The sequence below is a fragment of the Streptomyces sp. H27-H5 genome (assembly GCF_026627505.1).
Lineage (GTDB): Bacteria > Actinomycetota > Actinomycetes > Streptomycetales > Streptomycetaceae > Streptomyces.
In genome coordinates, this window is the sequence record NZ_JAPNLK010000018.1 from 93500 (window position 1) to 118238 (window position 24739).

General features: G+C 70.1%; 18 protein-coding genes, 1 tRNA gene and 1 pseudogene. 4 read left to right on the forward strand and 16 right to left on the reverse strand.

What is annotated here, in order from left to right:
- Positions 1–40 precede the first annotated feature (40 nt).
- The 11 genes from prmC to OTB19_RS11870 form a co-directional block, all read right to left on the reverse strand.
- The gene (gene prmC / locus OTB19_RS11820; protein ID WP_267798012.1) at positions 41–886 is read right to left on the reverse strand and encodes a peptide chain release factor N(5)-glutamine methyltransferase; all 846 of its coding nucleotides are present in this window, start codon (positions 884–886) and stop codon (positions 41–43) included.
- Between the two features lie 47 nt (positions 887–933).
- A complete protein-coding gene (gene prfA, locus OTB19_RS11825) occupies positions 934–2013 on the reverse strand; it encodes a peptide chain release factor 1 (protein WP_267798013.1) in 1080 nt (359 codons plus the stop codon).
- 108 nt (positions 2014–2121) lie between these two features.
- Entirely contained in the window at positions 2122–2340 is a 219-nt protein-coding gene (rpmE, locus tag OTB19_RS11830; protein WP_267798014.1) for a 50S ribosomal protein L31, read from the reverse strand.
- A 190-nt stretch (positions 2341–2530) separates the two neighbouring features.
- A complete protein-coding gene (locus OTB19_RS11835; RefSeq protein WP_267798015.1) occupies positions 2531–3637 on the reverse strand; it encodes an LCP family protein in 1107 nt (368 codons plus the stop codon).
- Positions 3638–4007: 370 nt separating this feature from the next.
- Positions 4008–6185 (reverse strand): transcription termination factor Rho, encoded by a 2178-nt coding sequence (rho, locus tag OTB19_RS11840; protein WP_267798016.1) that lies wholly within the window; start codon positions 6183–6185, stop codon positions 4008–4010.
- A 477-nt stretch (positions 6186–6662) separates the two neighbouring features.
- Positions 6663–7589 (reverse strand): homoserine kinase, encoded by a 927-nt coding sequence (thrB, locus tag OTB19_RS11845; protein ID WP_267798017.1) that lies wholly within the window; start codon positions 7587–7589, stop codon positions 6663–6665.
- A gap of 316 nt (positions 7590–7905) precedes the next feature.
- Positions 7906–8976 (reverse strand): threonine synthase, encoded by a 1071-nt coding sequence (gene thrC / locus OTB19_RS11850; RefSeq protein WP_267798018.1) that lies wholly within the window; start codon positions 8974–8976, stop codon positions 7906–7908.
- A gap of 6 nt (positions 8977–8982) precedes the next feature.
- Positions 8983–10275, reverse strand: a complete 1293-nt coding sequence (locus tag OTB19_RS11855) for a homoserine dehydrogenase (protein WP_267798019.1) — start codon at positions 10273–10275, stop codon at positions 8983–8985.
- 124 nt (positions 10276–10399) lie between these two features.
- Positions 10400–11791, reverse strand: coding sequence for a diaminopimelate decarboxylase (lysA, locus tag OTB19_RS11860; protein ID WP_267798020.1), 1392 nt, complete (start codon positions 11789–11791; stop codon positions 10400–10402).
- Between the two features lie 19 nt (positions 11792–11810).
- Positions 11811–12872, reverse strand: coding sequence for an ArgS-related anticodon-binding protein NrtL (nrtL, locus tag OTB19_RS11865; protein ID WP_267798021.1), 1062 nt, complete (start codon positions 12870–12872; stop codon positions 11811–11813).
- Between the two features lie 144 nt (positions 12873–13016).
- A complete protein-coding gene (locus OTB19_RS11870; RefSeq protein WP_267798022.1) occupies positions 13017–13511 on the reverse strand; it encodes a response regulator in 495 nt (164 codons plus the stop codon).
- Between the two features lie 82 nt (positions 13512–13593).
- On the opposite strand from OTB19_RS11870, the gene OTB19_RS11875 reads away from it, so the two are divergent.
- Positions 13594–13665 (forward strand) — tRNA-Arg (locus OTB19_RS11875).
- 253 nt (positions 13666–13918) lie between these two features.
- On the opposite strand, the gene OTB19_RS11880 is transcribed toward OTB19_RS11875, so the two are convergent.
- Complete coding sequence (locus tag OTB19_RS11880; protein ID WP_267798023.1) at positions 13919–14575, reverse strand: DUF3800 domain-containing protein; 657 nt, start codon at positions 14573–14575, stop codon at positions 13919–13921.
- Between the two features lie 107 nt (positions 14576–14682).
- Entirely contained in the window at positions 14683–16758 is a 2076-nt protein-coding gene (locus OTB19_RS11885; protein WP_267798024.1) for a DUF2075 domain-containing protein, read from the reverse strand.
- 51 nt (positions 16759–16809) lie between these two features.
- Here OTB19_RS11885 and OTB19_RS11890 point away from each other — a divergent pair, with 51 nt between their 5' ends.
- Entirely contained in the window at positions 16810–18732 is a 1923-nt protein-coding gene (locus OTB19_RS11890) for a DUF2075 domain-containing protein (RefSeq protein WP_267798025.1), read from the forward strand.
- A 77-nt stretch (positions 18733–18809) separates the two neighbouring features.
- Here the strand turns inward: OTB19_RS11890 and OTB19_RS11895 are convergent, their stop codons facing one another.
- A complete protein-coding gene (locus OTB19_RS11895) occupies positions 18810–19424 on the reverse strand; it encodes an ATP-binding protein (protein WP_267798026.1) in 615 nt (204 codons plus the stop codon).
- Positions 19425–19597: 173 nt separating this feature from the next.
- On the opposite strand from OTB19_RS11895, the gene OTB19_RS11900 reads away from it, so the two are divergent.
- On the forward strand, positions 19598–20479 hold the full coding sequence (locus OTB19_RS11900; RefSeq protein WP_267798027.1) for a helix-turn-helix domain-containing protein: 882 nt from the start codon (positions 19598–19600) through the stop codon (positions 20477–20479).
- Positions 20476–20679 (forward strand): DUF397 domain-containing protein, encoded by a 204-nt coding sequence (locus tag OTB19_RS11905; RefSeq protein WP_267798028.1) that lies wholly within the window; start codon positions 20476–20478, stop codon positions 20677–20679. The genes OTB19_RS11900 and OTB19_RS11905 overlap by 4 nt, the downstream gene beginning before the upstream one ends.
- 86 nt (positions 20680–20765) lie before the next feature.
- Here OTB19_RS11905 and OTB19_RS11910 read toward each other — a convergent pair whose 3' ends face one another.
- Both OTB19_RS11910 and OTB19_RS43600 read right to left on the reverse strand, forming a co-directional pair.
- Complete coding sequence (locus tag OTB19_RS11910) at positions 20766–23027, reverse strand: hypothetical protein (RefSeq protein ID WP_267798029.1); 2262 nt, start codon at positions 23025–23027, stop codon at positions 20766–20768.
- A gap of 55 nt (positions 23028–23082) precedes the next feature.
- Positions 23083–23944, reverse strand: a pseudogene (locus OTB19_RS43600) (helicase-associated domain-containing protein).
- Between the last annotated feature and the right edge of the window lie 795 nt (positions 23945–24739).

A 24739-nucleotide genomic window follows, 5' to 3' on the forward strand; every position in this document is an offset into this window, starting at 1 on the left:
GCCTCCTCAAGCAGCGGGGTGGTGACGGGAAGGGGCGCGCTCACGGCAGGGCCTTGCGGGCGGTGGCGAAGCGCGGGCGGTTGTTGAGGTCGGGGTGGTCGGCCGCGTCGGCCCAGCCCCGCTCCTCGGCGAAGATCCACGGGACCTGGCCGCCCTGGGTGTCGGCGTGCTCGATGACGACGATCCCGCCGGGTCGCAACAGCCGGTGGGCGGTGCGCTCGATGCCGCGGATGGTGTCGAGGCCGTCCTCGCCGGAGAACAGCGCCATCTCGGGGTCGTGGTCGCGGGCCTCGGGGGCGACGTACTCCCACTCGGTGAGCGGGATGTACGGCGGGTTCGAGATCACCAGGTCCACCTGGCCGTCCAGCTCGGGCAGCGCGCTCAGCGCGTCGCCCTGGTGGACGGTGACCCGGGAGCCCTCGGCGTTCTTGCGGGTCCACTGGAGGGCGTCCTCGGACAGCTCGACCGCGTGCACGCGCGAGCGCGGCACCTCCTGGGCCATGGCCAGGGCGATGGCCCCGGATCCGGCGCACAGGTCCACGATCAGCGGTTCGACGACGTCCATCGCCCGGACGGCCTGTATGGCCCAGTCGACGACCGACTCGGTCTCGGGCCGGGGCACGAAGACCCCGGGGCCGACCTGGAGCTCCAGGTACCGGAAGAAGGCACGGCCGGTGATGTGCTGGAGCGGCTCGCGGGCCTCGCGCCGGGCGATGGTCTCCCAGTACCGGGCGTCGAAGTCGGCGTCCTTGACGTGGTGCAGTTCCCCCCGTTTGACGTCGTGCACGAAGGCCGCGAGTTCCTCGGCGTCGAAGCGCGGTGAGGGCACGCCGGCGGCGGCCAGCCGCTGGGTGGCCTGGGCCACCTCGGCAAGCAGCAAGTTCACGCTGGTCCTCCGGGCTGCTGTCGTACGGGGGGTGGTGCGGGTCTGGATCAGTGGGCGGCCGCGAGCTTGGCCGCGGAGTCGGTGTCGACGCAGGCCTGGATGACCGGATCGAGGTCGCCGTCGAGCACCTGGTCCAAGTTGTACGCCTTGAAGCCGGTCCGGTGGTCCGAGATCCGGTTTTCCGGGTAGTTGTACGTGCGGATCTTCTCGGACCGGTCCACGCTGCGCACCTGGCTGCGGCGCACGTCGGAGGCCTCCTGCTCGGCGGCTTCCTGGGCCGCGGCGAGCAGCCGCGAGCGCAGGATGCGCATGGCCTGCTCCTTGTTCTGGAGCTGGCTCTTCTCGTTCTGGCAGGACGCGACGACACCGGTCGGGATGTGCGTGATGCGCACGGCCGAGTCGGTGGTGTTGACGGACTGGCCGCCGGGGCCCGAGGAGCGGTACACGTCGATGCGGAGGTCGTTCATGTTGACCTCGACCTCGACCTCCTCGGCTTCCGGGGTGACGAGCACGCCGGCGGCGGAGGTGTGGATGCGGCCCTGGGACTCGGTGGCCGGCACGCGCTGGACGCGGTGCACGCCGCCCTCGTACTTCAGGCGGGCCCAGACGCCCTGGCCGGGCTCGGTCGCGCCGTTGCCGCCCTTGGTGCGGACGGAGACCTGGACGTCCTTGTAGCCGCCGAGCTCGGACTCGGTGGCGTCGATGATCTCGGTCTTCCAGCCCACGCGCTCGGCGTAGCGCAGGTACATGCGCAGCAGGTCGCCCGCGAAGAGGGCGGACTCGTCGCCGCCCGCCCCGGCCTTGACCTCGAGGAGCACGTCCTTGTCGTCGCTGGGGTCGCGCGGAACGAGCAGCAGGCGGAGCTTCTCGGTGAGCTCTTCGCGCTGTGCGGTCAGTTCCTTGGCCTCGGCGGCGAAGTCGGGGTCGGTCGCCGCGAACTCCTTGGCCGTCTCGATGTCCTCGGCCGCCTGCTTCCACGCGCGGAAGGTGGCGATGATCGGCGTGAGCTCCGCGTAGCGCTTGTTCAGCTTGCGGGCGTTGGCCTGATCGGAGTGGACCGAAGGGTCGGCGAGCTTCTTTTCCAGATCGGCGTGCTCGCCGATCAGTTCCTCGACCGCCTCGAACATCGGGGGCTCCTGGAGATAAGTGAGAAATGGCTGCGGGACGAGAAAGGCGCCGGCCCGGCTGCCCCCGTGTGAAACGGTGCGCAGCCGGGATCCGGCGCCGGAGGCTCGCTACTTCGAGCCGGCAGCCTTGCCGAAGCGGGCCTCGAAGCGGGCCACACGGCCACCGGTGTCGAGGATCTTCTGCTTGCCCGTGTAGAACGGGTGGCACTCGGAGCAGACCTCGGCACGGATGGTGCCCTCGGTCAGGGTGCTGTGGGTCGTGAACGACGCGCCACAGGTGCAGCTGACCTGGGTCTCGACGTACTGGGGGTGAACATCGCGCTTCAAGGTGTCTCCTAGATTCGGGAGGGCGCCGGGTCGCAGGAGCCGAATTGCGCGCTGCGTGAACCGGGGCCGACAGACCAGTCTGCCAGGACCGGGCCGCCTGTCAAAATTCTGAGGACGCCCTCGTCAACAGGGAGCGGCGGGCATCTATTCCGGCCCCCGGAGGAACCGCCCTGACCTGCGGTGACTCGCGTCAGGGGCTCTGCACGATCGACCCGGCCGCACCCTTGTCCCCGGCCGAGTTCGCCGTGGCCTCGGCCGGAATCGGCTGGTCGGCGAGCAGGGAGTCCCAGACCATCTTGGACTCCTTGGTGAGCGGGACGACCCGGTTGGGGTCGACGGGGTCGCCGGCCACGGGGAGGGTGATCATCTGCATGTCCGCGCCGTCGATGCCCTGGAGGCCCTGCGCGAAGCCCATCAGGGACTTCACGTCGCCGAGCGCCCGGTCGGTGGTGATCGCCTTGGTGGCGGAGTCCGCGAGGTCGAGCAGCCGCTTGGGGTTGTCGAAGACGCCGACGCTCTTGACCTGCTTGATCAGCGCCTTGATGAAGGCCTGCTGGAGTTGTATTCGTCCCAGGTCGCTGCCGTCGCCGACGCTCTTGCGGGTCCGGACGAGGCCGAGGGCCTGTTCGCCGTTGAGCTTGTTGGCGCCGGCCGGGAGGTTGAGGTGGCTGGCGCCGTCCTTGATCGGCTTGTTGGTGGTGACCTCGACGCCGCCGAGGTTGTCGATGATCTTCTTGAAGCCCGTGAAGTCGACCTCGATGTAGTGGTCCATGCGGATCCCCGAGATCTTCTCGACGGTCTTGACCGCGCAGACGGCCCCGCCGACCGTGAAGGCCTCGTTGAACTGCGAGCGGTTGCCGCCCTGGTCCGTCTTTCCGTCCGAGGTCTCGCAGGAGGGTCGCTTCACGATGGTGTCGCGCGGTATCGACACCACGCTCGCCTTCTTGTGGCCCTCGTACAGGTGGATGATCATCGCGGTGTCGGAGCGGGCGGAGCCGCCGTCGTCGCGGCCGTACTCGCCGTTGGCCCCGCCGCGCGAGTCCGAGCCGAGGACGAGGATGTCCATCGAGCCGTTGTCGATGTTCTGCGGGCGGTCGCTGCCCAGGGCCTGGTCGATGTCGACGCTCTTCAGGTTCCCGTTGAACTTGAAGTAGAAGTAGCCCAGTCCCCCGCCGCCCAGCACGACCACGCCGGCGGCCGTCCACGCGGCGACGGTGAGGGCCTTGCGGCGCCGCGGCGGCGGCTTGCGTCGGCGCCCTCCGCCGGTGGCGCGGCGGCCCGTGCTGTCCTCGCTCATGGTCTCCTCAGTCCTGCGTACGGCGCCCGGCCCGGTCGGCCGATCTCCCCCTGCTGCCCCCTCACACAGACGGACCAACGTCCCTCAGGGTTCCATGCCCGCAGGCCTGATCCTGTCCCCTCCCGGGCCGCAGGTACGGGGAACGGCACCGTTCGCCGGGGCGCTCGCCTGGGGTTTCCCGACGGGAGGGGGCGGCGCGCACGGGGGTGCCGTAGGGGCGGGAGTGTGTCGAACGTCGCACCGAGTGCCGACAGCATGTACGCCGCGTGTACGAACCGGCGCACGCCCGCGGTGCCCGTACACGACGAGACCGCCCCCGTCGCGGATGCGGCGGGGGCGGTCTCGGTCGGACGTGCGGTTACGGCGACGGTCAGTCGTCGTTCTTGCCCGCGGGCGTCGTCTTGGCGATCTGCATCAGGAACTCGGCGTTCGACTTCGTCTGCTTCATCTTGTCGAGCAGCAGCTCGATCGCCTGCTGCGAGTCGAGGGCGTGCAGCACCCGACGCAGCTTCCAGACGATGGCGAGCTCCTCCGCGTTGAGGAGGATCTCCTCCTTGCGGGTGCCCGACGGGTCGACGTCGACGGCCGGGAAGATGCGCTTGTCGGCGAGCTTGCGGTCGAGCTTGAGCTCCATGTTGCCGGTGCCCTTGAACTCCTCGAAGATCACCTCGTCCATGCGCGAGCCGGTGTCGACCAGCGCGGTGGCCAGGATGGTCAGCGAGCCGCCGTCCTCGATGTTGCGCGCGGCACCGAAGAAGCGCTTCGGCGGGTACAGCGCGGTCGAGTCGACACCACCGGACAGGATGCGACCGGAGGCGGGCGCCGCGAGGTTGTACGCGCGGCCCAGACGGGTGATGGAGTCCAGCAGGACGACCACGTCGTGACCCAGCTCGACGAGACGCTTGGCGCGCTCGATGGCCAGCTCGGCGACGGTGGTGTGGTCCTCGGCCGGACGGTCGAAGGTCGAGGAGATGACCTCGCCCTTGACCGACCGCTGCATGTCGGTGACCTCTTCCGGACGCTCGTCGACCAGGACGACCATCAGGTGGCACTCGGGGTTGTTGACCGTGATCGCGTTGGCGACGGCCTGCATGATCATGGTCTTGCCGGTCTTCGGCGGGGCCACGATCAGACCGCGCTGGCCCTTGCCGATCGGTGCGACGAGGTCGATGATGCGGGTCGTCAGCACGCCCGGGTCGGTCTCCAGACGGAGCCGGTCCTGCGGGTACAGGGGCGTCAGCTTCTGGAACTCCGGCCGGCCGCGGCCGGATTCGGGCGCCATGCCGTTGACGGAGTCCAGGCGCACGAGGGCGTTGAACTTCTCGCGGCGCTCGCCGTCCTTGGGCTGACGGACCGCACCGGTGGTGTGGTCGCCCTTGCGCAGACCCGCCTTGCGGACCTGGGCGAGGGAGACGTACACGTCGTTCGGGCCGGGCAGGTAGCCGGAGGTCCGGATGAACGCGTAGTTGTCGAGGATGTCGAGGATGCCCGCGACGGGGATCAGGACGTCGTCGTCGGCGACCTGCGGCTCGCTCGGCGCGAACTCGTCACGGCCACGACGGCCACGACGGTCGCGGTAGCGGCCACGACGGCCGCGACGGCCGTCCTCACCGTCGAAGTCGTCCTGGGGGCCGTTGTCCTGACGGTCCTGACGACCCTGCTGGCCCTGGTTCTGGCCCTGGCCGCGGCCGCCCTGCTGCTGACGGTCGCCGCGGTCCGGGCGGTCGCCGCGGTCCGGGCGGTCGCCGCGGTCCTGCCGGCCTCCGCCCTGAGCGCCCTGACCGGCCTGGCCCTGACCCGTCTGGGGCTGGGTCTGGCCGCCCTGACCCTGGCCGGCCTGGCCCTGGTCGTCGGCCTTGGCGCCGCGGTCGCGGCGGTCGCGCCGGCCGTCGCCGCGCTCGGCACGGTCACCGCGGTCGCGACGGTCGCGGCGACCGCGACCCTCGCCGGCCTCCTGGGCCTGACCCTGTCCACCGGAGACGGCGGTCGCGGCCTCGGCCTTGACGTCGGTCTGCGCGGCGGGGGCGGTCTCGGTCTTCTGCTCGACCTGCACGGCGACGGGCGCCGCGGACTCCGGGCTTCCGGAGGGGGCGGTGGCACGACGCCGGCGACGCTCGCCGGCCGGGGCGTCTTCTGCCCCGCGCTCGGTTTCGCTCGCGCGGGAGGGGCCCCCGGCCGGCTGGCCCGGAATGTCGATCTGGGCCTGCTGAGCGGCCTTCTCGACGGGCGCCTCGGCGGCGACGTCGCCCGTGCGGGCCTTGCTGGTGGCGCGGCGCTTCGGCTTGGCCTCGGCGGTGTCCGCGGCGGCGGCGGCCTTGGGGGCGCTGCCGCCCGCCTGCGCCTCCTTGATGACCTCGATCAGCTGGCTCTTGCGCATGCGCGCGGTACCCCTGATACCGAGGCCGGACGCGACCTGCTGAAGCTCGGCCAGGACCATGCCGTCGAGGCCGGTGCCGGAGCGGCGGCGCTTGGGCGCGGCGCCCGCGGCGGGGGCACTGGTGTCGACGTTGGTGTCGGCAGCGCCCATCAGATCGGTGGTGTCGCTCACGAAGGGTCCTTCCCTGGAGCGGACGTCGGCCTGTCTGGCTCGGCGACCGGTTGTGCTGTCCGACAACAGACCATGACGTGAGGGGTCATGGACCGCGGCCGGGGCGGTGGTCCGCCTGTAGAGATACGGCGGAGAGAAACGTGCGTGGGTGGTTCCGGCGAGAAGCCCCCGAGCTGAAAGCGTGGGAATGTCACGCCGATTCCGGAGCGTGCTCGAAACTGCTGGTGACGATCAAAGCAGTCGGGGAGGCTCCCGGAAGAAAGGTGGTCCCGAATGGGGACACTGAGCACCGAGCCATGGCGGCTTCGGATGCGCACTTGAGACTAACACTACCGGATCCAACAGACATTCCCCCTCTCAATCACCGGCTGTAACGCCCTTCCGCGCGGGCGGCCTGCCCGGCCGCCCGCCCTGGTCACTGGCCGGCCCTTCCCTTTTTCGGCCGCGCCTTTTCGGCCTCGGCCATTCGGGAAAGGCTCAGCCGCCCTGCGTGCCCAGCGGAAGTACGCTCGCGCCCGCGGCGTCGAGGGCGAGCCGGTTCGCGGCCCACCCCTCGCCCGCGAGCCGCGCGACCTTGTCGGCCGCACCGTTGTCGACCAGCGCGAGGACCGTGGGGCCCGCGCCGGAGATGACCGCGGGGATGCCGTCCGCCCGCAGTCGGCCCACCAGTGCCACGCTCTCGGGCATCGCCGGGGACCGGTATTCCTGGTGCAGCCGGTCCTCGGTGGCGGGCAGCAGCAGCTCGGGACGCCTGGTCAGGGCCTCCACGAGCAGGCCCGCGCGGCCCGCGTTCACGGCCGCGTCCACATGCGGGACGGTGCGCGGAAGCAGGCCGCGCGCGGTCTCGGTCAGGACGGGCCTGGACGGCACGAAGACCACCGGAACGATGGAATCGGCGGGCTCCATACGGATGGCCTTGGCGCTGCCGCCGTCCATCCAGGCGAGGGTGAAACCGCCGAGGAGACAGGCGGCGACGTTGTCGGGGTGGCCCTCGATCTCGGTGGCGAGTTCCAGCAGCGCGGCGTCGTCGAGCTTCGTCTCCCCGCCTATGGTCACCGCGCGGGCGGCGACGATGCCGGCGCAGATCGCGGCGGAGGAGGAGCCCAGGCCCCGACCGTGCGGGATCCGGTTGGCACAGACGACTTCCAGACCGCGCGGCTGTCCGCCCAGCAGGTCGAAGGCGGTGCGCATGGAACGCACGAGGAGGTGGCTCTCGTCGCGCGGGAGGGTGTCGGCGCCCTCGCCGGCGATGTCGATGTTCAGGCCGGAGTCGGCGACCCGGACGACCACGTCGTCGTAGAGCCCCAGGGCCAGACCGAGGGCGTCGAAGCCCGGGCCGAGGTTGGCGCTGCTGGCGGGGACGCGCACTCGTACGGCGGCGGCGCGGAACGCTGGACCTGCCATCGGTCGATGACACTCCTTGTGACTGTGCGAGATCTGGTGCTGGGCGGGATCTTCGCTGCGAATGTACTGGAGAACGTACGACACCCGAAGGCCCGTGGGGCAGCACCGAGTCATATGCGCGGTGGCGGATGTAAGTACAGCGTATCGAAGGAAGGTTCTCTCGCGACATAGGGCGCACAGGAGGCGCACGATGCGTGTCGTGTTCTTCCGCTGAATTCCGTTGTCTTTTGTGCCGTACGGACCGAGTTGCCGGATTCCGGGGACTTCCGGAATCCGGCAACTCGGCGAGGGGTCCGACCGGGGTCGGATCCCGGGGTCAGATCAGGCCGAGCCGGGCGGCCGCGGCCTCGGCGTCCACCGGGATGGTGACGGGCTGCGGGGCGCCGGCGACGGCCCAGTCGGGGTCCTTCAGACCGTTGCCGGTGACCGTGCAGACGATCTTCTGGCCGGGGTCGACCAGACCGAGATCGGCGGCCTTGAGCAGGCCGGCCACCGAGGCGGCCGAGGCGGGTTCGACGAAGACACCCTCCTGCGCGGCCAACAGGCGGTAGGCCGCGAGGATCTGGCGGTCCGTCACCTCGTCGATGAAGCCGCCCGACTCGTCCCGCGCCTGGAGGGCGTAGTCCCAGGAGGCAGGGTTGCCGATCCGGATCGCGGTGGCGATGGTGTGCGGCTCCTTGACGACCTCGCCGCGCACGATGGGCGCGGAACCGGAGGCCTGGAAGCCCCACACGCGGGGCGTACGGGAGGACAGACCGTCGGCCTTGTACTCCTTGAAGCCCTTCCAGTACGCGGTGATGTTGCCGGCGTTGCCGACGGGCAGCACGTGGATGTCGGGGGCGTCACCGAGCGCGTCGACGATCTCGAACGCGGCCGTCTTCTGACCCTCGATGCGCACCGGATTGACGGAATTGACCAGCGCCACCGGGTAGTTGTCGGACAGCGCGCGGGCCAGGTCCAGGCAGTCGTCGAAGTTGCCGTCGACCTGCAGGATCTTGGCGCCGTGCACGAGGGCCTGGCCCATCTTGCCAAGCGCGATCTTGCCGCGCGGCACGAGGACCGCGCAGACCATGCCGGCGCGGACCGCGTAGGCCGCGGCCGAGGCCGAGGTGTTGCCGGTGGAGGCGCAGATGACGGCCTTGGCGCCCTCCTCCTTGGCCCGGGTGATCGCCATCGTCATGCCGCGGTCCTTGAAGGACCCGGTGGGGTTGGCACCCTCGACCTTCAGGTGGACCTCACAGCCCGTGCGCTCGGAGAGCAACTGGGCCGGGACGAGGGGAGTACCGCCCTCACGGAGCGTGACCACCGGAGTCGTGGCCGTGACCGGCAGGCGGTCCCGGTACTCCTCGATGATGCCGCGCCACTGGTGGGTGCGATTGCTGCTCATGGGTCCTTACTCCCCTTCAACACGCATGATGCTGGCGACACCGCGCACGGTGTCCAGCTTCCGCAGCGCCTCGACGGTCCCGGAGAGGGCGGCGTCGTGCGCGCGGTGAGTGACGACGACGAGGGAGGCCTCGCCGTCCTTGCCCTGCTGCCGGACGGTGTCGATGGAGACACCGTGCTCCGCGAACGTCGTCGCCACCTGGGCGAGGACGCCCGGCTTGTCCGCCACATCGAGGCTGATGTGGTAGCGCGTGACGACGTCGCCCATGGTGCTGACCGGCAGCTGGGTGTACGCCGACTCGCCGGGCCCCGTTGCCTCGGCGAGCTTGTTGCGGCAGACGGCGACGAGGTCGCCGAGGACCGCGGACGCGGTGGGGGCACCGCCCGCGCCGGGCCCGTAGAACATGAGCCGACCGGCGGCCTCCGCCTCGACGAAGACGGCGTTGTACGCCTCGCGGACGGACGCCAGCGGGTGGCTGAGCGGGATCATCGCGGGGTGCACGCGGGCGGTGACGGACTGGCCGTCGGCGGCGCGCTCCAGGATCGCGAGGAGCTTGATGGTGCAGCCCATCCGCTTGGCGGAGGCGAAGTCCGCGGCGCTGACCTCGGTCATGCCCTCGCGGTACACGTCGTCGAGGCGGGCCCGGGTGTGGAAGGCGATGCCGGCGAGGATCGCGGCCTTGGCGGCGGCGTCGTAGCCCTCGACGTCGGCGGTCGGGTCGGCCTCGGCGTAACCGAGGGCGGTGGCCTCGTCGAGGGCCTCCTGGTAGCCGGCGCCGGTCGAGTCCATCTTGTCGAGGATGAAGTTCGTGGTGCCGTTGACGATGCCCATCACCCGGTTGATCTTGTCGCCGGCGAGGGACTCGCGCATCGGGCGGACCAGCGGAATGGCGCCGGCGACGGCCGCCTCGTAGTACAGGTCCAGCCCCGCGGCGTCGGCCGCGGCGTGCAGCGCGGCGCCGTCCTGGGCGAGCAGCGCCTTGTTCGCCGAGACCACGGAGATGCCGTGCTCGAACGCGGTGTGGATGAGGGCGCGGGCCGGCTCGATGCCGCCGATGACCTCGATGGCGACGTCGATGTCACCGCGTTTGAGGAGGGCGGTCGCGTCGGTGGTGACGAGCGCCGGGTCGATGCCCTCGCGCACCTTGGAGGGGCGGCGCACGGCCACGCCGGCGAGCTCGACGGGCGCGCCGATCCTGGCCGCGAGGTCTTCGGCGTGCGTCGTCATGATGCGCGCCACCTCTGAGCCGACCACTCCACAGCCCAGCAGCGCCACCTTCAGCGGACGCGTACGCATCATTCGACCTACGCCTTTCGATCTTCCATCGCTACCCGGAGCGCCGTTTGCACACCAGGTGTGAACCAGTCTCACTCAATGGACAGCAGTTTCCATCCTCGGTCCATTGAGTGAGACGTCTATTTCATCATCCGAGGTCGAGACTCAGGAGATCCTCCTCCGTCTCCCGACGGACGATCACGCGCGCCTGTCCGTCGCGCACGGCGACGACGGGCGGGCGCAGCGAGTGGTTGTAGTTGCTGGCCATGGAGCGGCAGTACGCGCCGGTGGCGGGTACGGCCAGCAGGTCGCCCGGGGCCAGGTCGGCCGGCAGGAACGCGTCCTTGACCACGATGTCGCCGCTCTCGCAGTGCTTGCCGACGACGCGGACGAGCATCGGTTCGGCGTCGGAGACGCGCGATACCAGGTTGACCGTGTACTCGGCGTCGTAGAGGGCGGTACGGATGTTGTCGGACATGCCGCCGTCGACGGACACGTACGTCCGCAGCCCGTCCAGCGGCTTGATCGTGCCGACCTCGTACAGGGTGAAGGCCGTGGGGCCGACGATCGCCCGTCCGGGTTCCACGGAGATCCGCGGGGCGCGCAGCCCGGCCGACTCGCATTCGCGGGCGACGATCTCGTGCAGGGCCTTCGCGATCTCGTGGGGCTCGCGCGGGTCGTCCGCGGAGGTGTAGGCGATGCCGAGGCCGCCGCCCAGGTCGATCTCCGGGAGTTCGATGCCGTGCTCGTCGCGGACGGCGGCCAGCAGCCGGACCACGCGCTTGGCCGACACCTCGAAGCCCGCCATGTCGAAGATCTGCGAGCCGATGTGGGAGTGGACGCCGAGCAGCTCCAGGCTGTCGTGTCCGAGTGCGCGGCGCACGGCCTCGGCGGCGGAGCCGTCCGCGACGGCGATGCCGAACTTCTGGTCCTCGTGGGCGGTGGCGATGAACTCGTGGGTGTGCGCCTCCACGCCGACGGTCACGCGGATCTGCACCGGCTGCCGTACGCCCAGCTCGCGCGCGATGTGCGCGACGCGGGCGATCTCCTGGTAGGAGTCGAGGACGATGCGACCGACGCCGGCCTCGATGGCGCGGGTGATCTCGGCGACGGACTTGTTGTTGCCGTGGAAGGCGATGCGCTCGGCGGGCATCTCGGCGGCGAGCGCCGTGGCCAGCTCGCCAGCGGAGCAGACGTCGAGGTTGAGCCCCTCTTCCTTGAGCCACTTCACGACGGCCTTGGAGAGGAACGCCTTGCCGGCGTAGAACACGTCCGCGTCCGGCCCGAAGGCGTGCGCCCAGGCGCGGCAGCGGGCGCGGAAGTCCGCCTCGTCGAGGAAGAAGGCGGGTGTCCCGAACTCCTCGGCGAGCCGGGTGACTTCGACTCCGCCGACGCTGACCACGCCGTCGTCGCCGCGCGTGACGGTCCGGGCCCAGACCTTCTCGTCGAGCGCGTTCAGGTCGGCGGGCGGCGGGGCGTAGTGGCCCTCGGGCAGGACGTCGGCGTGGCGGGGGCCGGCGGGGTGCGCGGAACGGCTCATCGAAATCTCTCTTTGCGGGTCACAGGCGTTCAGGGGCGTCCATGCCGAGCAGGGTCAGGCCACCGGCCAGCACCGTCCCGGCGGCTTCGGCGAGAGCCAGCCGGGAGCGGTGGGCGGCCGAGGGTTTCTCGTCGCCCTGGGGCAGGACGTCGCACTGGAAGTCGAGCAGCGCGTCGGCGACGGTGACGAGGTGCCGCACGAGTCGCTCGGGCGCCCGGTGGTGCGCGGCGGCCTCGAGGACGAGGGGGTGCTCGCCGAGGACACGCAGGAGGGTGTCCGTGAGGAGGGTGTCGGCGTGGACGGTGTCCGCGTGGAGGGTTTCTGCGGGCGCCTCGCCGGGCGCGCTCTCGAACCCGAGGAGGGCGGCGTTGCGCGTCAGCGCGCGGGCGCGGGAATGGGCGTACCGGACGCGGAAGAACTCGTTGGACTCGTCCTGCGCGAGCAGCCGCCCGGCGAACACCGGGCTCTCGTGGGGCGCGACGGCGAGCATGGCCCAGGCGGCGGCGTCGACGCCGAAGCGCGCGACGACGTCCCCTTCCCCGGCGGGGACGGGGGCGATGGTCGGGGTGGTGGCGGCGCTCGGTGCGGGTTCGGCGGTCTGGGTGGCCGCGATCCTCAGCAGGACGTCACGAACGACGCGCGCGCGGAGTTCGGTGCGGGGGGTGGGGACGACGGCGAGGCCTTGGCCGTGGTCCTGGTCCTGATCTTGGTCCTGTTCCTGGTCGGAATCCGGGGCGCATCCGTACCGGATTCCCTGGGAGTGGATCTCGCGCACCAGATCGGCGACGGAACGCTTCCGCAGCACGAAGTTCAGGAACCCCGCCCCGGTGATCTCGACGCGCTCGATCCCGTCCGATACCTCCAGCCGGCGCGCGAGCACCGCCGCCACCTGCCCGGGTGCGCGGCGGGCCGACCTGGCCACCTGGAACGCGACGGGCGTGGCGTACTCCCCCACCCCACCGGGACGGGTCCGCTCGACCACGACCCGCTCGGGAACGACCGCGTCCACCGGCAGCTCCCCGTCCTCGACGGCGCAGCGCACGGCACGCACGACGGTACGAGAGAGGTCAGCGGGGGTCACGTCACCCAGCCTAGGGGAGAAGCCCCCGGGTCACGCGAAGGGTTTCGGCATGTGAACACACGCGTGAACACATACAAGAGGACAGCACCCGCGCGTGCGGTTCACACACGAGGCTCATCCGTCCTTCACCGCTCGCCCTCGGGCTTACCCGCGCCCTCTCCCTGCCGGTGTCCCTTTCCGCTCGCGCCGGTCCCGACGCTCGGCCAGCCTGCGCACGACGCGCACCAGCTCGGCGGGCTCGAAGGGCTTGGCGAGGAACGCGTCCACACCGGCGGCGATCCCGACCTCGACCTCGTACTGGGTGCACGCGCTGACGATGGCGACGGGCAGGTGCCGCGTCCGCGGATCGGCCCGCAACTGCGCGGCCGCCCCGAACCCGTCCAACCGGGGCATGACCACATCAAGGGTGATCACGTCGGGACACACCTGGTGCACGACGTCCAGGCACTCGGCACCATCGTTCGCGGTCACGACCTCGAAGCCCTCCAGCTCGAGATTGACCTTGATCAACTGCCGGATGACCTTGTTGTCGTCGACAACAAGCACCCGACCCGAGGCGCCTGACACAACTCGAGAGTAGGTCCGCCACAGGCCCCGCGTCCGGGTTTTTGCCACTTCCACCCCCTGCGGGCGACGCACTCCCCACTCCCCGGTAAACGAGTTCCTGATCACCCGGTGAGAGCTGGTAGTGTTCCACCCGTCGCCGCAACACAGACGACGCGCCCCCGTAGCTCAGGGGATAGAGCAACGGCCTCCGGAGCCGTGTGCGCAGGTTCGAATCCTGCCGGGGGCACACTGTGCAAGTGTGCCCAAGACCCCGCCATCAGCGAGTTCGCTGAGACGGGGTCTTCGCGTATGCGCAGTCATGCCTGATCCGGCTCCGGAGACCACCAGGGTGACCAGTCGACGCATGGCTCGCGGGGCGGGGCCGCTGTAGAGTTGAATTGCGGTCCTGTTGCCGCGGATGCGAGTGACAGGTCTGCTTTCACGGACCCCGGCTTCGGCCGGGGTTCCGTCATTTCCGGGCCGGTGGGTGTCCAGGTGGTTTAGGCCTGGATTGGCCCCTCCGCCTTAGGCAAGTGGCGGCTGTACCAGCCCCACATGAACTCGCGGTTGGGCCGGCGTGCGATGGCATGGCAGGCCGTGTAGGCGACCAGGTCCGCCATCTGAAGCCAGTGACTCTCGTGCGCAGGGAGGGCAGTCGGCTCTTCTGGGATGTGTGGAGGGTCGAGGTCGAAGTGGCGGTCTCCGTACATGCGGTCCGTGCCGTCCCCATCGATGATCACGTGCCCGCGAGCACCCTGTTCAGCGAGACTTTGGTCGATGGTGCGCAGTAGCCCGGTGAAGGCGGTCTCGCGAGGGACACGCGGCCAGTGCTCCCAGGCATAGACACATCCGATGCTGACCCCGGGCAGGTCGGCAATGACGTCCAGAGCCCACTGGGCTGCCCGGCGGCGGGCGTGCTTGGTCGGGTTGAGGCCCCCCGGGCGACCTCGGCCGCTGATGAAGAGGTGGGCGTGGAGTTCGTACTCCACCGGCACGCTTATGTCCTGTTGGAGGTCGGCGCGGAAGTCGAGCCATTGCTGCTCAACCGCGACCGCCGCCTCATCGGGGACGCCGATCCAGGAATACAGCGCGAGACCATCCTGCGGGATACCGGAATCGTCGACGTAGTACGTGTACCCGGCGCCGTTGCCGCCCATGACCTGTGCCCCCATCGCATTCCGGCGGGAGTCCATCGGCCAGGCCACGGCCCGCTCTTCAGGTGTGCCGGATCATGCTATCGCCCGTCCGGACGGCGATCGCCGTGTCAGAAGAGCACCTCTTGGCGCATCCGGACGACGCGCTTGCGTGTGCCGGGCATCGTCAGTGTGCGGCGAGCCGGTGGCGGCAGGTTCTTCCACGTGGGGCGCAGGCCCTCGTGTGCTACCGCTCCCACCTTGCGCTTCAGGTACTCCTGGGTCTGCGGGTCCGTGGAGTAGAGGACGACAGCGCGGCTGCCCCGAGTGAGCAGCACGTGGTACGCGTTGCGGACGCAGTCCTCGAAGTCATCCTGTTCCACGCTGCTACTGCGGACCTCTGGGTCGAACGATCCGGACTTGCGGACCCGCCAGATCTTCACCGGGGACACGCGGCGCCGCTTGCCCCGCTGGAACACCCAGGTGCCGTCGCGCCAGACCATGTCATCACCCAGAATCACGCCGCACCAGTCCCACTCCAGACCCTGCGACGAGTAGACACAACCGATCTGACTCACGCCCTCAGGCTTGACTCCCCACAGTTTGGCGGGCGGTGCCCCGTCCTCGCAGTAGTTGTCCCCCCAGGCATTCCACTTGCGGTGCCAGCCTCCGACGCGGACATCCCTGACCAGACGCCTGATGCGGCCTTTCGGCTTGTTCCAGGGCCAGCAGAAGCCCGCGACCATCCGGGCACTGGCGCCTGCCCGATGCTCCTGCAGGATCGTCTGCTCCAGCTCTCCGGGGCTGTCGGCCACCTCAATGTGCATCAACCCGTCCGGCTGCCATGGTTGAGCGCTCCGGTCAGCAAAGCCAAGGAGGTCGTGGACCCAGCGTCGGTAAGCATCACTGCCCCCGCAGCGGAACTGATCCTGCAGGTCGAAGATGACCGGCTCTATTCCTCGACGTTGTGCCGCCTCCGTGATGAGCTGGACGGAGCCGACTTCATTTGGCCGGACCGACTGGCGGGCGTCGAGCAAGAAGACGGTAACGGCGGCGGCGTTCATGAGCTCATCTACCTGCGCCCCCTTGCCCCACCGCTCCTCCGGTAGGCGGTGGTTCGTGGACCTCTCGCGCAGTCGGTGAGCCTCGTCGCAGATCAGCAGGTCCAGCCTGGTCTCCGGCGGTTCGATGTAGCTGCTGAAGAAGACGAATTGGTCCTTGAAGGCACGGTCACGGAAACCCACGTGATTCTTCATGCTCGCGTCGAAGGCTCTGGAGCCACTCGCGTACTTGACCGTGTGTCCCTGTGCGCTGAGCCGACGCATGAGCTCCAGGCCGATGGCGCTCTTTCCGCTGCCCGCTCCTCCGCGGATGACGAACACGGCATCCTTTTGGAAGCTGTTCGTCAGCAGGTTTTGGCTCGGGGATGCGGCCGTTCGTTGCACTGCCATGCACACGGCGTCGGCCGCCCGCCGCTGCTCGCCTCGCAGAATAAAAACGGAGTCCTTCCCCCGGGACTGGACCATCGCTTGGAGCAGGGGCGGATTGCGTACGCCCATACGCTGGAGCAAGGTCTCTGCGGCCGAAGCGCCAGAGCTGTTGTCGAACTGGCGCAGGAGTTCACGGTGCAGGTCACTCCTGGTCTCTCGGGTGAAGCAGAGCGAGTGGGGGCCAGTCGCCGTGCCCGGGGCGAAGAGATCCCGTACCGCGCCCTCTTCCGCGTTGTGGAGAAAGCTGAATCCCGCGTAGTGGATCTGCAGACCCTTCAGCGGACCTAGGTCACCGACGAAGAAGTCGTAAGTGCGCCCGAGTTGATCGCCCGGGTGGTTCTTGGCACCCAGACCCGGCACCTCGACCTTCGCTGGGTCGTGTCCGCTTCGTGCAGCTGAGGACCACGCCTTCAGTTCGACGAGGGTGAAGGATTCCCGGCCGGTGTCGGGGTGGCGGCCGGCGAGGACGACGTCGATCGGTGCCGGAGCGCCGTCCGGCTTGCACTCGACGAGCATGTGCACTTCGCCACGGCCCACCTCCATAAGCTCCGTGGCCATCTCTATCAGGCTCTCCGCCCAGGCCCGATGCTCGCCCTCGCTCGCCTCCGCACCCGACATCGCGGCGTGACGGGCCGCCAAGTAGGGAATGAGGAGGCGGCGCTTCCTGTGGAGCATGAGCAGGTTGCTCGCCGAAAGATTCAGCAGCAGAACAGGCACGAGGTAGGTCCCCCAAGGCACGAGCTACTTCGTGCTGCCTGGGGGCAATCCTTGCTGTTCCGCGAGTCCGCCGCGTCCGTTGCCGCTCGCACACTCGAGGGGTCGCTGGCACTGCACCTGACCGAGAACTTCACGCACACCCACGGCTGTCGTCCGGGCCCCTCCGAGGTTCGTTCCTGGGAGCGCAGTATCCCCGCGCTGACGAACGCCCTGCTGGATGCGGGACTCGGCCAGGTCGAGGTGCTCCTGGAATACAGCCTCCCGCTGACGAGCAAGCGCGCGGACGCGATACTGGCGGGCGTACACCCGGTGACGGGCGAGCCGTCGTATGTGGTGGTCGAGCTCAAGCAGTGGAGCGAGGCTCACCCCGAAGAGGACGACCCGTTGCTGTGCAGGATCGATGCCTACAGGCAGTCCGTACTCAATCCGATCGAGCAGGTCCGCGGGTACTGCGAGTACCTGATCGCCTTCAACGGTGCACTCTCGGAGAAGCCGGACCGGATAGCAGGGGCCGCCTATCTGCACAACGCCACCGAGTTCGGCGTAAGCGGTCTGCATGCCGTGGAGCAGAGTGACCATGGAATGCTCTTCACCGCGGACAAGCGTGGTGCCTTCCTGGATTTCCTCCGGTCGAAACTCGCACCCAAGCCCGGAGCTGCAGCGGCCGACGTGCTCCGCGACGGCAAAGTTCAGCCCTCCACCCAGCTGATGTCCGTCGCGGCGCAGGAGATCCGCGAGCGCGAGCAGTTCGTCCTGCTGGATGAGCAGCGCCTCGCGTATGAGCTCGTACTGTCGGCGGTGCGCAAGGCACAGCGGTCCGACCACAAGGAAGTGGTCGTGGTGGCCGGCGGGCCCGGCTCGGGGAAGAGCGTGATCGCGCTGTCGCTCCTCGGCGAGATGTACCGGCGTGACGTCTCCGCTCTGCATGCAACCGGCTCGCAGTCGTTCACCAAGACCATGCGGAAGGTTGCCGGCGCGCGCAAACGCGAGGTACAGGACCTCTTCAAGTACTTCAACAGCTTCATGGAGGCGGAACGCAACGGTCTCGACGTGCTGATCTGCGACGAGGCCCACCGCATCCGCAAGACCTCGGCCAACCGCTACACCAAGGCCGAGCTGCGCAGCGGACGGGCGCAACTTGAGGAGCTGATTGACGCGGCGCGCGTGCCGGTGTTCCTACTGGACCAGCATCAGGTGGTGCGTCCCGGAGAGATGGGCACGGTTGAGCAGATCCGTGATGCAGCGGCAGCAAAGAATCTCAGCTGCCGAGTGGTCTCCCTCGAGAGCCAGTTCCGGTGCGGGGGAAGTGACTCCTATCTCCGGTGGGTCGTACAGCTGCTAGGCCTGGAAGGGGACGCGCCGGTCGAGTGGGAGAGGGACGGACGGGTGCAGTTGGAGACGGTCGACAGCCCGCGGGAATTGGAGGTCTTCCTCGCTACGCGCCGGGCCGAAGGGTACGGGGCACGCATGTCCGCCGGGTACTGCTGGAAGTGGACCACCAAACTCACACCTGGCCAGGCGTTGCCGGCCGATGTCGTCATCGGCGACTGGGCCCGGCCTTGGAACGTGTACGGGGACCGGTCGGTGCTCGGCGCCCCTCCCGCCGCGCTATGGGCTACTGACCCGGCGGGCTTCGGTCAGGTCGGATGTGTCTACACCGCTCAGGGGTTCGAGTACGACTGGAGCGGAGTGATTCTCGGTCCGGACCTCGTATGGCGTACGGACCGTTGGGTGGTAGACCGAGCGGCATCGAAGGATCCCGTCTTCACCAAGGCCACGCCGGACGCAGACGTTAACCGGCTGATCCGGAACACCTACAAGGTGTTGCTGACCCGGGGGATGGTGGGCACGGTCATCTATTCGACGGACCCAGAGACGCGCGATAAGCTCAAGTCTCTCGTCCGACCGGAGCCCCCCATCTCTGCGAAGGGCCGCTCAGCCCGATTGGCGCCTGTCCCTGAGGGGGCCATCTAACGGAACGAGTAGCCGCCGCCAGGGTGGCAGCCGCGGAGGGGGCCTTCGTCTCTGCAGCCACGTGGCAGCATTCCGTTCTACGGCTGCCCCCGTACGGCCACCGGCTCCGCCGCTGGGAGGTGTAGGGGTGGGCCCTCGGTCAGGCCGAGGACGATCGACAGGGCGCCGGTGGTGTGGCGAGCCGTTCGTACGTCGCGGACTTCGCGCCAGGTGCCCCAGACGCGGACGTGTTGGCCGGGTCGGACCGCGATCGCGGCGATCTCCCTCGTGGAGGGTGCGGGGACGAGGTCCGGGGCCTTCAGCTCCGACCAGACGGTCTTGCCGATGCCGCATGCGCGGGTGCTGACGCCCCAGCGGTGGCTGAGGGCGTCGACTACCTGTAGACCGCGGCCGTGCTCGTCGTTTGCTTCGGGGCACCCGAGCGAAGGCCGGCCGGACCCCGCGTCGCTCACCTCCAGACGCAGCAGCCCGTCCGCCGAGGAGTGGGCGATGCGTACGCCGACCTGGCGGTCGCTGGGCGCCGGTGCGCGCAGCGCGTTGGTCACGAGCTCGGAGAGGACGAGTTCGGCGCTGTGGAGGATGTCCTCCCCCCCGCCCCAGTCCGCGAGTACGGCGTGCAGCGCCGCGCGGGCCCCTGCCACGCTGCGGGGCCTGCGTGTGAGCCGGAAAGAGACATCGATCAGTGCAGTCATCGTGCAACCCCCTGAGGGTCGGCGATCCACCAGCGCTAGACGGCCGGTGCCATACCGAAGAATGGCCGGACTCCTCGCCAACTTGCAACGTTGCTAGTAGCTTCATGACCTACTTTCGCTCTTTCGAGTTAAGGCGAGGCCATCAGGATCCCCGCTCTGCTAGAGGTGTTGACATGGAAGCCAAGAGCACCATCACGCCATCGACCGTCCTCGGGCGCCAACTGGGCGACGAGCTGCGGCGGTTGCGCGAGGCGGCCGGTCTGACGACAACGGATGCAGCCGACGCGCTCGACTGCACCAAGGGCAAGATCAGTCGTATCGAGAACGGTCGCGTCACCGTCCGACTGCCGGATCTCGCGGCCATGTTGCACGCATACGGGGTGGCGGACGCGGCTGTGCTGTCCCGGCTGAGTGCACTCGCCAAGAAGGCCAACCGCCGGCGCAGGGAAAGCTGGTGGCATCAGTACGGTCCAGTTCTCGCCGACACCTATCGCGACTACATCGCGCTGGAAGCAATCGCCGGATCCATCCGCACCTTTCAAGCCCAGCTCATTCCTGGGCTGCTCCAAATCCCCGAGTACGTCCGCGCGGTGACCGTCGCCTCCCAGCAGTGGCAATCCGGCGACGAGATCGAGAAGTTCGTTCAGGTGCGGCTCGCACGGCAGGAGAGACTGACGGGCGAAGCACCGCTTCAACTCTGGGCCGTACTCTCGGAATCTGCACTCCTCCAGCAAGTCGGCGGTCCACACGTGATGCATGCCCAGTTGGAGCACTTGCTGACGGCATCAGAGCTACCGAACGTCACTGTCCAGGTGCTGCCGTTCTCGCGCGGAGCCCATGCGAGTATGTTCGGCCCATACGTAGTGCTGGGGTTCCGCGAGGAGGGGGCACTCGACGTGGTGCTGGCGGACAACCCAACCGGATCCATTTGGTTGGAACGGGAACCGGAGGTTGCCCGTTACCAAGACTTGTTCGACGCCGCACGCACGTCCGCTCTGTCACCCGTCGAGTCCCGCACTGTCATCCAGCGCAGGGCCAAGGAGCACGGAAGATGAACAGCGAACGCCACCCCACGCCGGATCTGACGGGCGCAGTGTGGCGCAGCAGCACGTTCAGCGGTGGCAACAACGAGTGCGTCGAGGTGGCCGACAACGTCCCCGGAATCGTCCCCGTCCGCGACAGCAAGCGGCCCGCCGGGCCTGTGATCGGGTTCGGGGCCGGCGCCTGGCGGGCGTTCGTCACGCAGGTGCGCTGACCGGGCGGCCCGGGGACAGGGACCGGGCGGCCACGTCGCCGGCGCGGGGCGGGCTCCGCGCGGCCCCGCCCCGGTGTTCGCGTCGGTCAGCGCCGCTTGCGCTTCCCGCCGGCGCGCTTGGCGGGCTTCCTGCCCGGGAAGCGGGTCGTACCGCTGGTCTGGAAGGCCCGCCAGGCTCGGCGGGCCTGTTCGGCGGTGGCGCGGTCGGGGTGGCGTGAGAGCTGCTCCGCCAGAAAGGCGGACGTGTACGGGTCCGCCGCCGTGAGGGCGGTGAGCAGGGCCGGGCCACCGCCCGGCCAGGCTGCCGCGGCCTTGTCGAAGACTGCGTGGACCTCGGCGAACAGTTCGGGCTCCTCCTCGTTCGCAGCCGCCGTCATGCGGTGTTCGAGGGATGCGGCGCTCCGTACGGCTTCGAGTGCGTCGACCAGGTACACCGCGCGGGCCGACAGCGGAACGGCTGAGGGGGCGGGCGCCTGGCCGCGTGCGTGCAGGGCGTGTTCGGCCCACCCGCCCAGGACCGGGTCGGCCAGCAGTGCGTACAGGGCCTCGCCGGGCACGACCATCGCGTCCAGAGCCGCGAGCAGCGCCCGCCGCCTCGCGGGCTCGTCCTCAGGGCAGGCGGCGGAGATGGCCTCGAACAGAGGGGTCCATCCGTCGGTGCCCTGCGCGTCCAGCCAGTCGCCGACGGTCTGCCGGGCGGCCCGCTTCGGCCACCACTGGGCTGCCGCGACGAGCCGTTCCGCGTCCCAGGCGAGCGCCTGCTCCCGCGTGGGGAAGACATCCGCGGCTTCGCCTTCGAGACCCACGAGGAGGATGTCGCGCAGCAGGGCGGAGCCGAGTGGGGTGAGGCTGAGGGCGTCTCCGGTGCGCTCGGTGATGCCCAGAGCGGCCAGGCGGTCCATCAGGCGCACGAGGCGGGCAGCGGACGGGATGAGGTCCGTACGGTCGGACTCGGTGAGTGCCGGAAGTCCCAGGACCGCGGACAGGGCCTGGGGGGCGGGCAGTTCGTAGTCCCCGGTGGCCGGGACGGACGCGTCGGGGGCGCTCTCATGGCCCGGCGGCACGAACCACATGTCGTTCAGGGCAGCCATGCGGGCCACGGACTGCGTCATCCCTGCTTGCTCGCATAGGAGGTAGAGGGTGATCAGGTGCTCGCCTTCGTACTCCTCGGCGGTCTCCTCTTCCTCGGCCGACTGCGCCAGTAGGACGCCGAGCAGGTTCAGGGCCAGCCCGGTCAGCTCGGCGGGGCCACCCTCACGCCAGGCCTCGGCCGATGGCCCCGCGCTCAGCGCGCCGCCCTGCTCCCGCACCAGGAAGCCGCTCGCCAGCGCCAGTTCGCGCGTTCGCCCGTCCGCGCCCTGCGGATCGGCGGCGGCTCGCGCCAGGAGCTGGGGCAACGGGGCGGAACGCAGCAGCGCGGCCTGCTCCTCCGGGGAGTCCGCCAACGGGGCCGGGGGCAGCGGCGCGAAGGCGTCGCCGTACATCTCCAGGTGCTGGCCGGCCATGGCCTCGACAAGGGCGAGAAGAGGGGTGGGAGCGCTGCCGCCGCCCGGCGCCAGGTGCACGAAGGGTCCGCGCAGCAGGGTGTCGAGCCCGGCTGCCGTCCAGCGATCCGTGAGCACCGCCGCCTGCGCCTCGTACCAGTCGTCCCTCTCGTCGTCCGGCTTGCCTACCGGGGCATCGGCAACCAGCAGACCCTCGCCGGGGCGGGGTCGCACCTGCTCGGCCAGCGCCACGGCCTCCAGCCGTGCGGCGAGCAGCGGACGGGCCTGCCGGGAGCGTTCCGCGCACAGCGCCTCCGCGTATGCCGCTTCGGCGAACGGTTCGTTCGGAGAGGAGGAGGCGAAGCCGAACGCGGCGTTCCGCTCGGCCTGCGGGCGCGCGGCGAACGCCTCCAGCCAGTCGCGCACAGCCCGGGGATCGGTGGCGTCCACGCCCGCGGCGCGCAGCAGGTTTCCGTACAGCCGCGGCCAGGTGAGGCGGCGGGGGCTCGTCATCGCCTGGGTAAAGCCCCCGGCGAGCTCGCGCACCCGGGCGACGAGCTTCGCCTGCCGCTTGGCGTTGAGGCGGCCGGCCTCGTGGGTGTGGTCGATCAGCGCGACCAGCGCGGCCACGAAGCCCGGCAGCTCTTCCTCGGTGGCGCTGACGTACAGCGGGAGCAGGATGTGCAGCAGCTCCTCGGCGAGCTCCTCGGTGGGCTCGGGCAGGCCGGTCCGGCGGCGTGCCTCGCCCAGCGCGAGCAGACCGAGGACGGCCTCGGCCGCCCGCGCGTCCAGCGGGGCGCCTCGCTCTTCGGCCCGGGCGAGGAATGAGTCCAGATCAAGGAGAAGTGGCGTGGCGGTGTTCATCCCGGCAGCCTAGCGACGCGGCACGGCCGCCCGTTCCCATAGACGAAAGTCACTGTCATCGGCGTCCGACCCGCGTCTCTACCCGGCCGAGGTGAGTGCGCAGGCCAGCGCGCGGGCGCTCGCGGGGACGCCGCGGACCGGCTTGCCGTACCCGGGTGGGCCTGGTCCAGGGTGGGCAGGAGGCTCGGCGCGCGGTCGGTGGGGGCGCGGTCGAGGACCGTGGTGCCGGTCTCGGCTTCCTGGGTGGGGGCGTAGCCGGCCGTGCGCAGGGCTGGCAACGTCTCCTCCGGCGGGGCTGTGGAGATCGGACGGTGGGGGCGATCCGGCGCAGGCGGAGCTTGGTCAGGCCGCGGGCATGGGCCACCTCGGCGATCAGGCCGATGTCGTCCCAGCGGATGCAGCAGGCGGAGCGGACGACCTTGAGCTGTCCGTGGGTACGGGCGGTGTCCTTGATCGTGTAGGCCAGCGGCTGCGGCAGCGGGGTGCCTCGCTCGCTCGCGGCGGTGAGGCGGTCGAGGAGTTCGTCGGCTCCAGCCGGAGTCCAGGGCCCACCGTACCGAGGCAGCGCTGATCCGCCAGACCACCGCGTGCCCCTCGGACTCGATGTCACCGACGGCGGAGAGCAGGTCGGCGAGGGCGGGCGCGGGCGCGCCGGTGACGGTGGCGGTCAGATCGCTCTGGAACCGGGCCGTACCGCTGGGTGCGGGCAAGGCTGCGTACAGGGCCTCGCGCAGCGCGGTGACCGCCTGGGCCAGGACGGGGCGGGTGGTGAGGTCCTCGCCCAGACCCTCGGAACCGCGGGCGGCCGGGTCCGCGCCCGCTCCGGGCACGGCGGGGGTAGTGGTGGGCGGCGGCCGTTCCGCCCTCGCCCTCCCAGCCTGGCGGCAGCGGCGCGGTGGCGGTGAGCGGCTCCGCATCCAGCCGGGGGCCGGGTGCCGCGACCCCTTCGCGCAGGGCTCGGGCGATCTCGTACGGAAGCTCCACCAGACCGGGTCCGACCGGGATCAGCAGCCCGCGCGCGGCTAGCCAGTCGGTGCCCTCGTCGCCGCTGCCGCCCTCCCGGAAGACGTAGGTGGAGTCGGGGGCCGCGTAGTGCTCCCCGTACCGGCTGACGAAGCGGTGGGTACGGGGAGCAGTGGCGGGCCGGGCACCAGGCGGTGCAGCCGTGCGAGAACCCGCTCGGCCCGCCGCTGCTCCTCCCCGGCTCGAACCAGGCGAGTACGTCCCGCTCGGGTACCAGTCGGTCCGCGGGCTCCACCGGCGGCGGTGCGGGCTTCCGCTGCTGCCAGGGATACCGGGGGCCGTCGTCCGCCTCGTCACCGGCGACGGGGCCGTGGCACTCCAGGGCCAGGACGGAGACGGAGGCGAGCAGTTCCAGTTCTCCGGCGGTCCCCGCCGCCAGGCCCCGGCCCACCGACGCGTCGGTGAGCAGATACTCGGCGAGCTCGCGGAGGGTGGTGATCCGCCGATCCTCGGCGGCGAGCGGCAGATCCTGCTCCTGCAGCAGTGCCGTCAGCTGGTCGGGGTCCAGGGTGCCGAGCCATTTCGCCAGGGCGGTAAGCGCGTTCACCCGGCCAGGCCGGCGCCGTCCGGTTGCCCCCCGGGGGTGAACCGGCCGGGTCCCCTCGGGCCGGCGCGGGCGGCCTGTGGTCCGTCTTCGTGGCGGGGCGGGTTCCGGTGGTCCGTACGAGGGGGTGGGGGTGGGTCTGTGG

Coding starts and splice junctions, on each gene's coding strand:
- lysA (WP_267798020.1), bottom strand. CDS start 11,791: ATGAGCCGTTCCGCGCACCCCGCCGGCCCCCGCCACGCCGACGTCCTG.
- OTB19_RS11880 (WP_267798023.1), bottom strand. CDS start 14,575: ATGGGCGGCAACGGCGCCGGGTACACGTACTACGTCGACGATTCCGGT.
- OTB19_RS11855 (WP_267798019.1), bottom strand. CDS start 10,275: ATGATGCGTACGCGTCCGCTGAAGGTGGCGCTGCTGGGCTGTGGAGTG.
- OTB19_RS11895 (WP_267798026.1), bottom strand. CDS start 19,424: ATGACTGCACTGATCGATGTCTCTTTCCGGCTCACACGCAGGCCCCGC.
- OTB19_RS11905 (WP_267798028.1), top strand. CDS start 20,476: ATGAACAGCGAACGCCACCCCACGCCGGATCTGACGGGCGCAGTGTGG.
- thrC (WP_267798018.1), bottom strand. CDS start 8,976: ATGAGCAGCAATCGCACCCACCAGTGGCGCGGCATCATCGAGGAGTAC.
- OTB19_RS11910 (WP_267798029.1), bottom strand. CDS start 23,027: ATGAACACCGCCACGCCACTTCTCCTTGATCTGGACTCATTCCTCGCC.
- prfA (WP_267798013.1), bottom strand. CDS start 2,013: ATGTTCGAGGCGGTCGAGGAACTGATCGGCGAGCACGCCGATCTGGAA.
- OTB19_RS11835 (WP_267798015.1), bottom strand. CDS start 3,637: ATGAGCGAGGACAGCACGGGCCGCCGCGCCACCGGCGGAGGGCGCCGA.
- thrB (WP_267798017.1), bottom strand. CDS start 7,589: ATGGCAGGTCCAGCGTTCCGCGCCGCCGCCGTACGAGTGCGCGTCCCC.
- OTB19_RS11900 (WP_267798027.1), top strand. CDS start 19,598: ATGGAAGCCAAGAGCACCATCACGCCATCGACCGTCCTCGGGCGCCAA.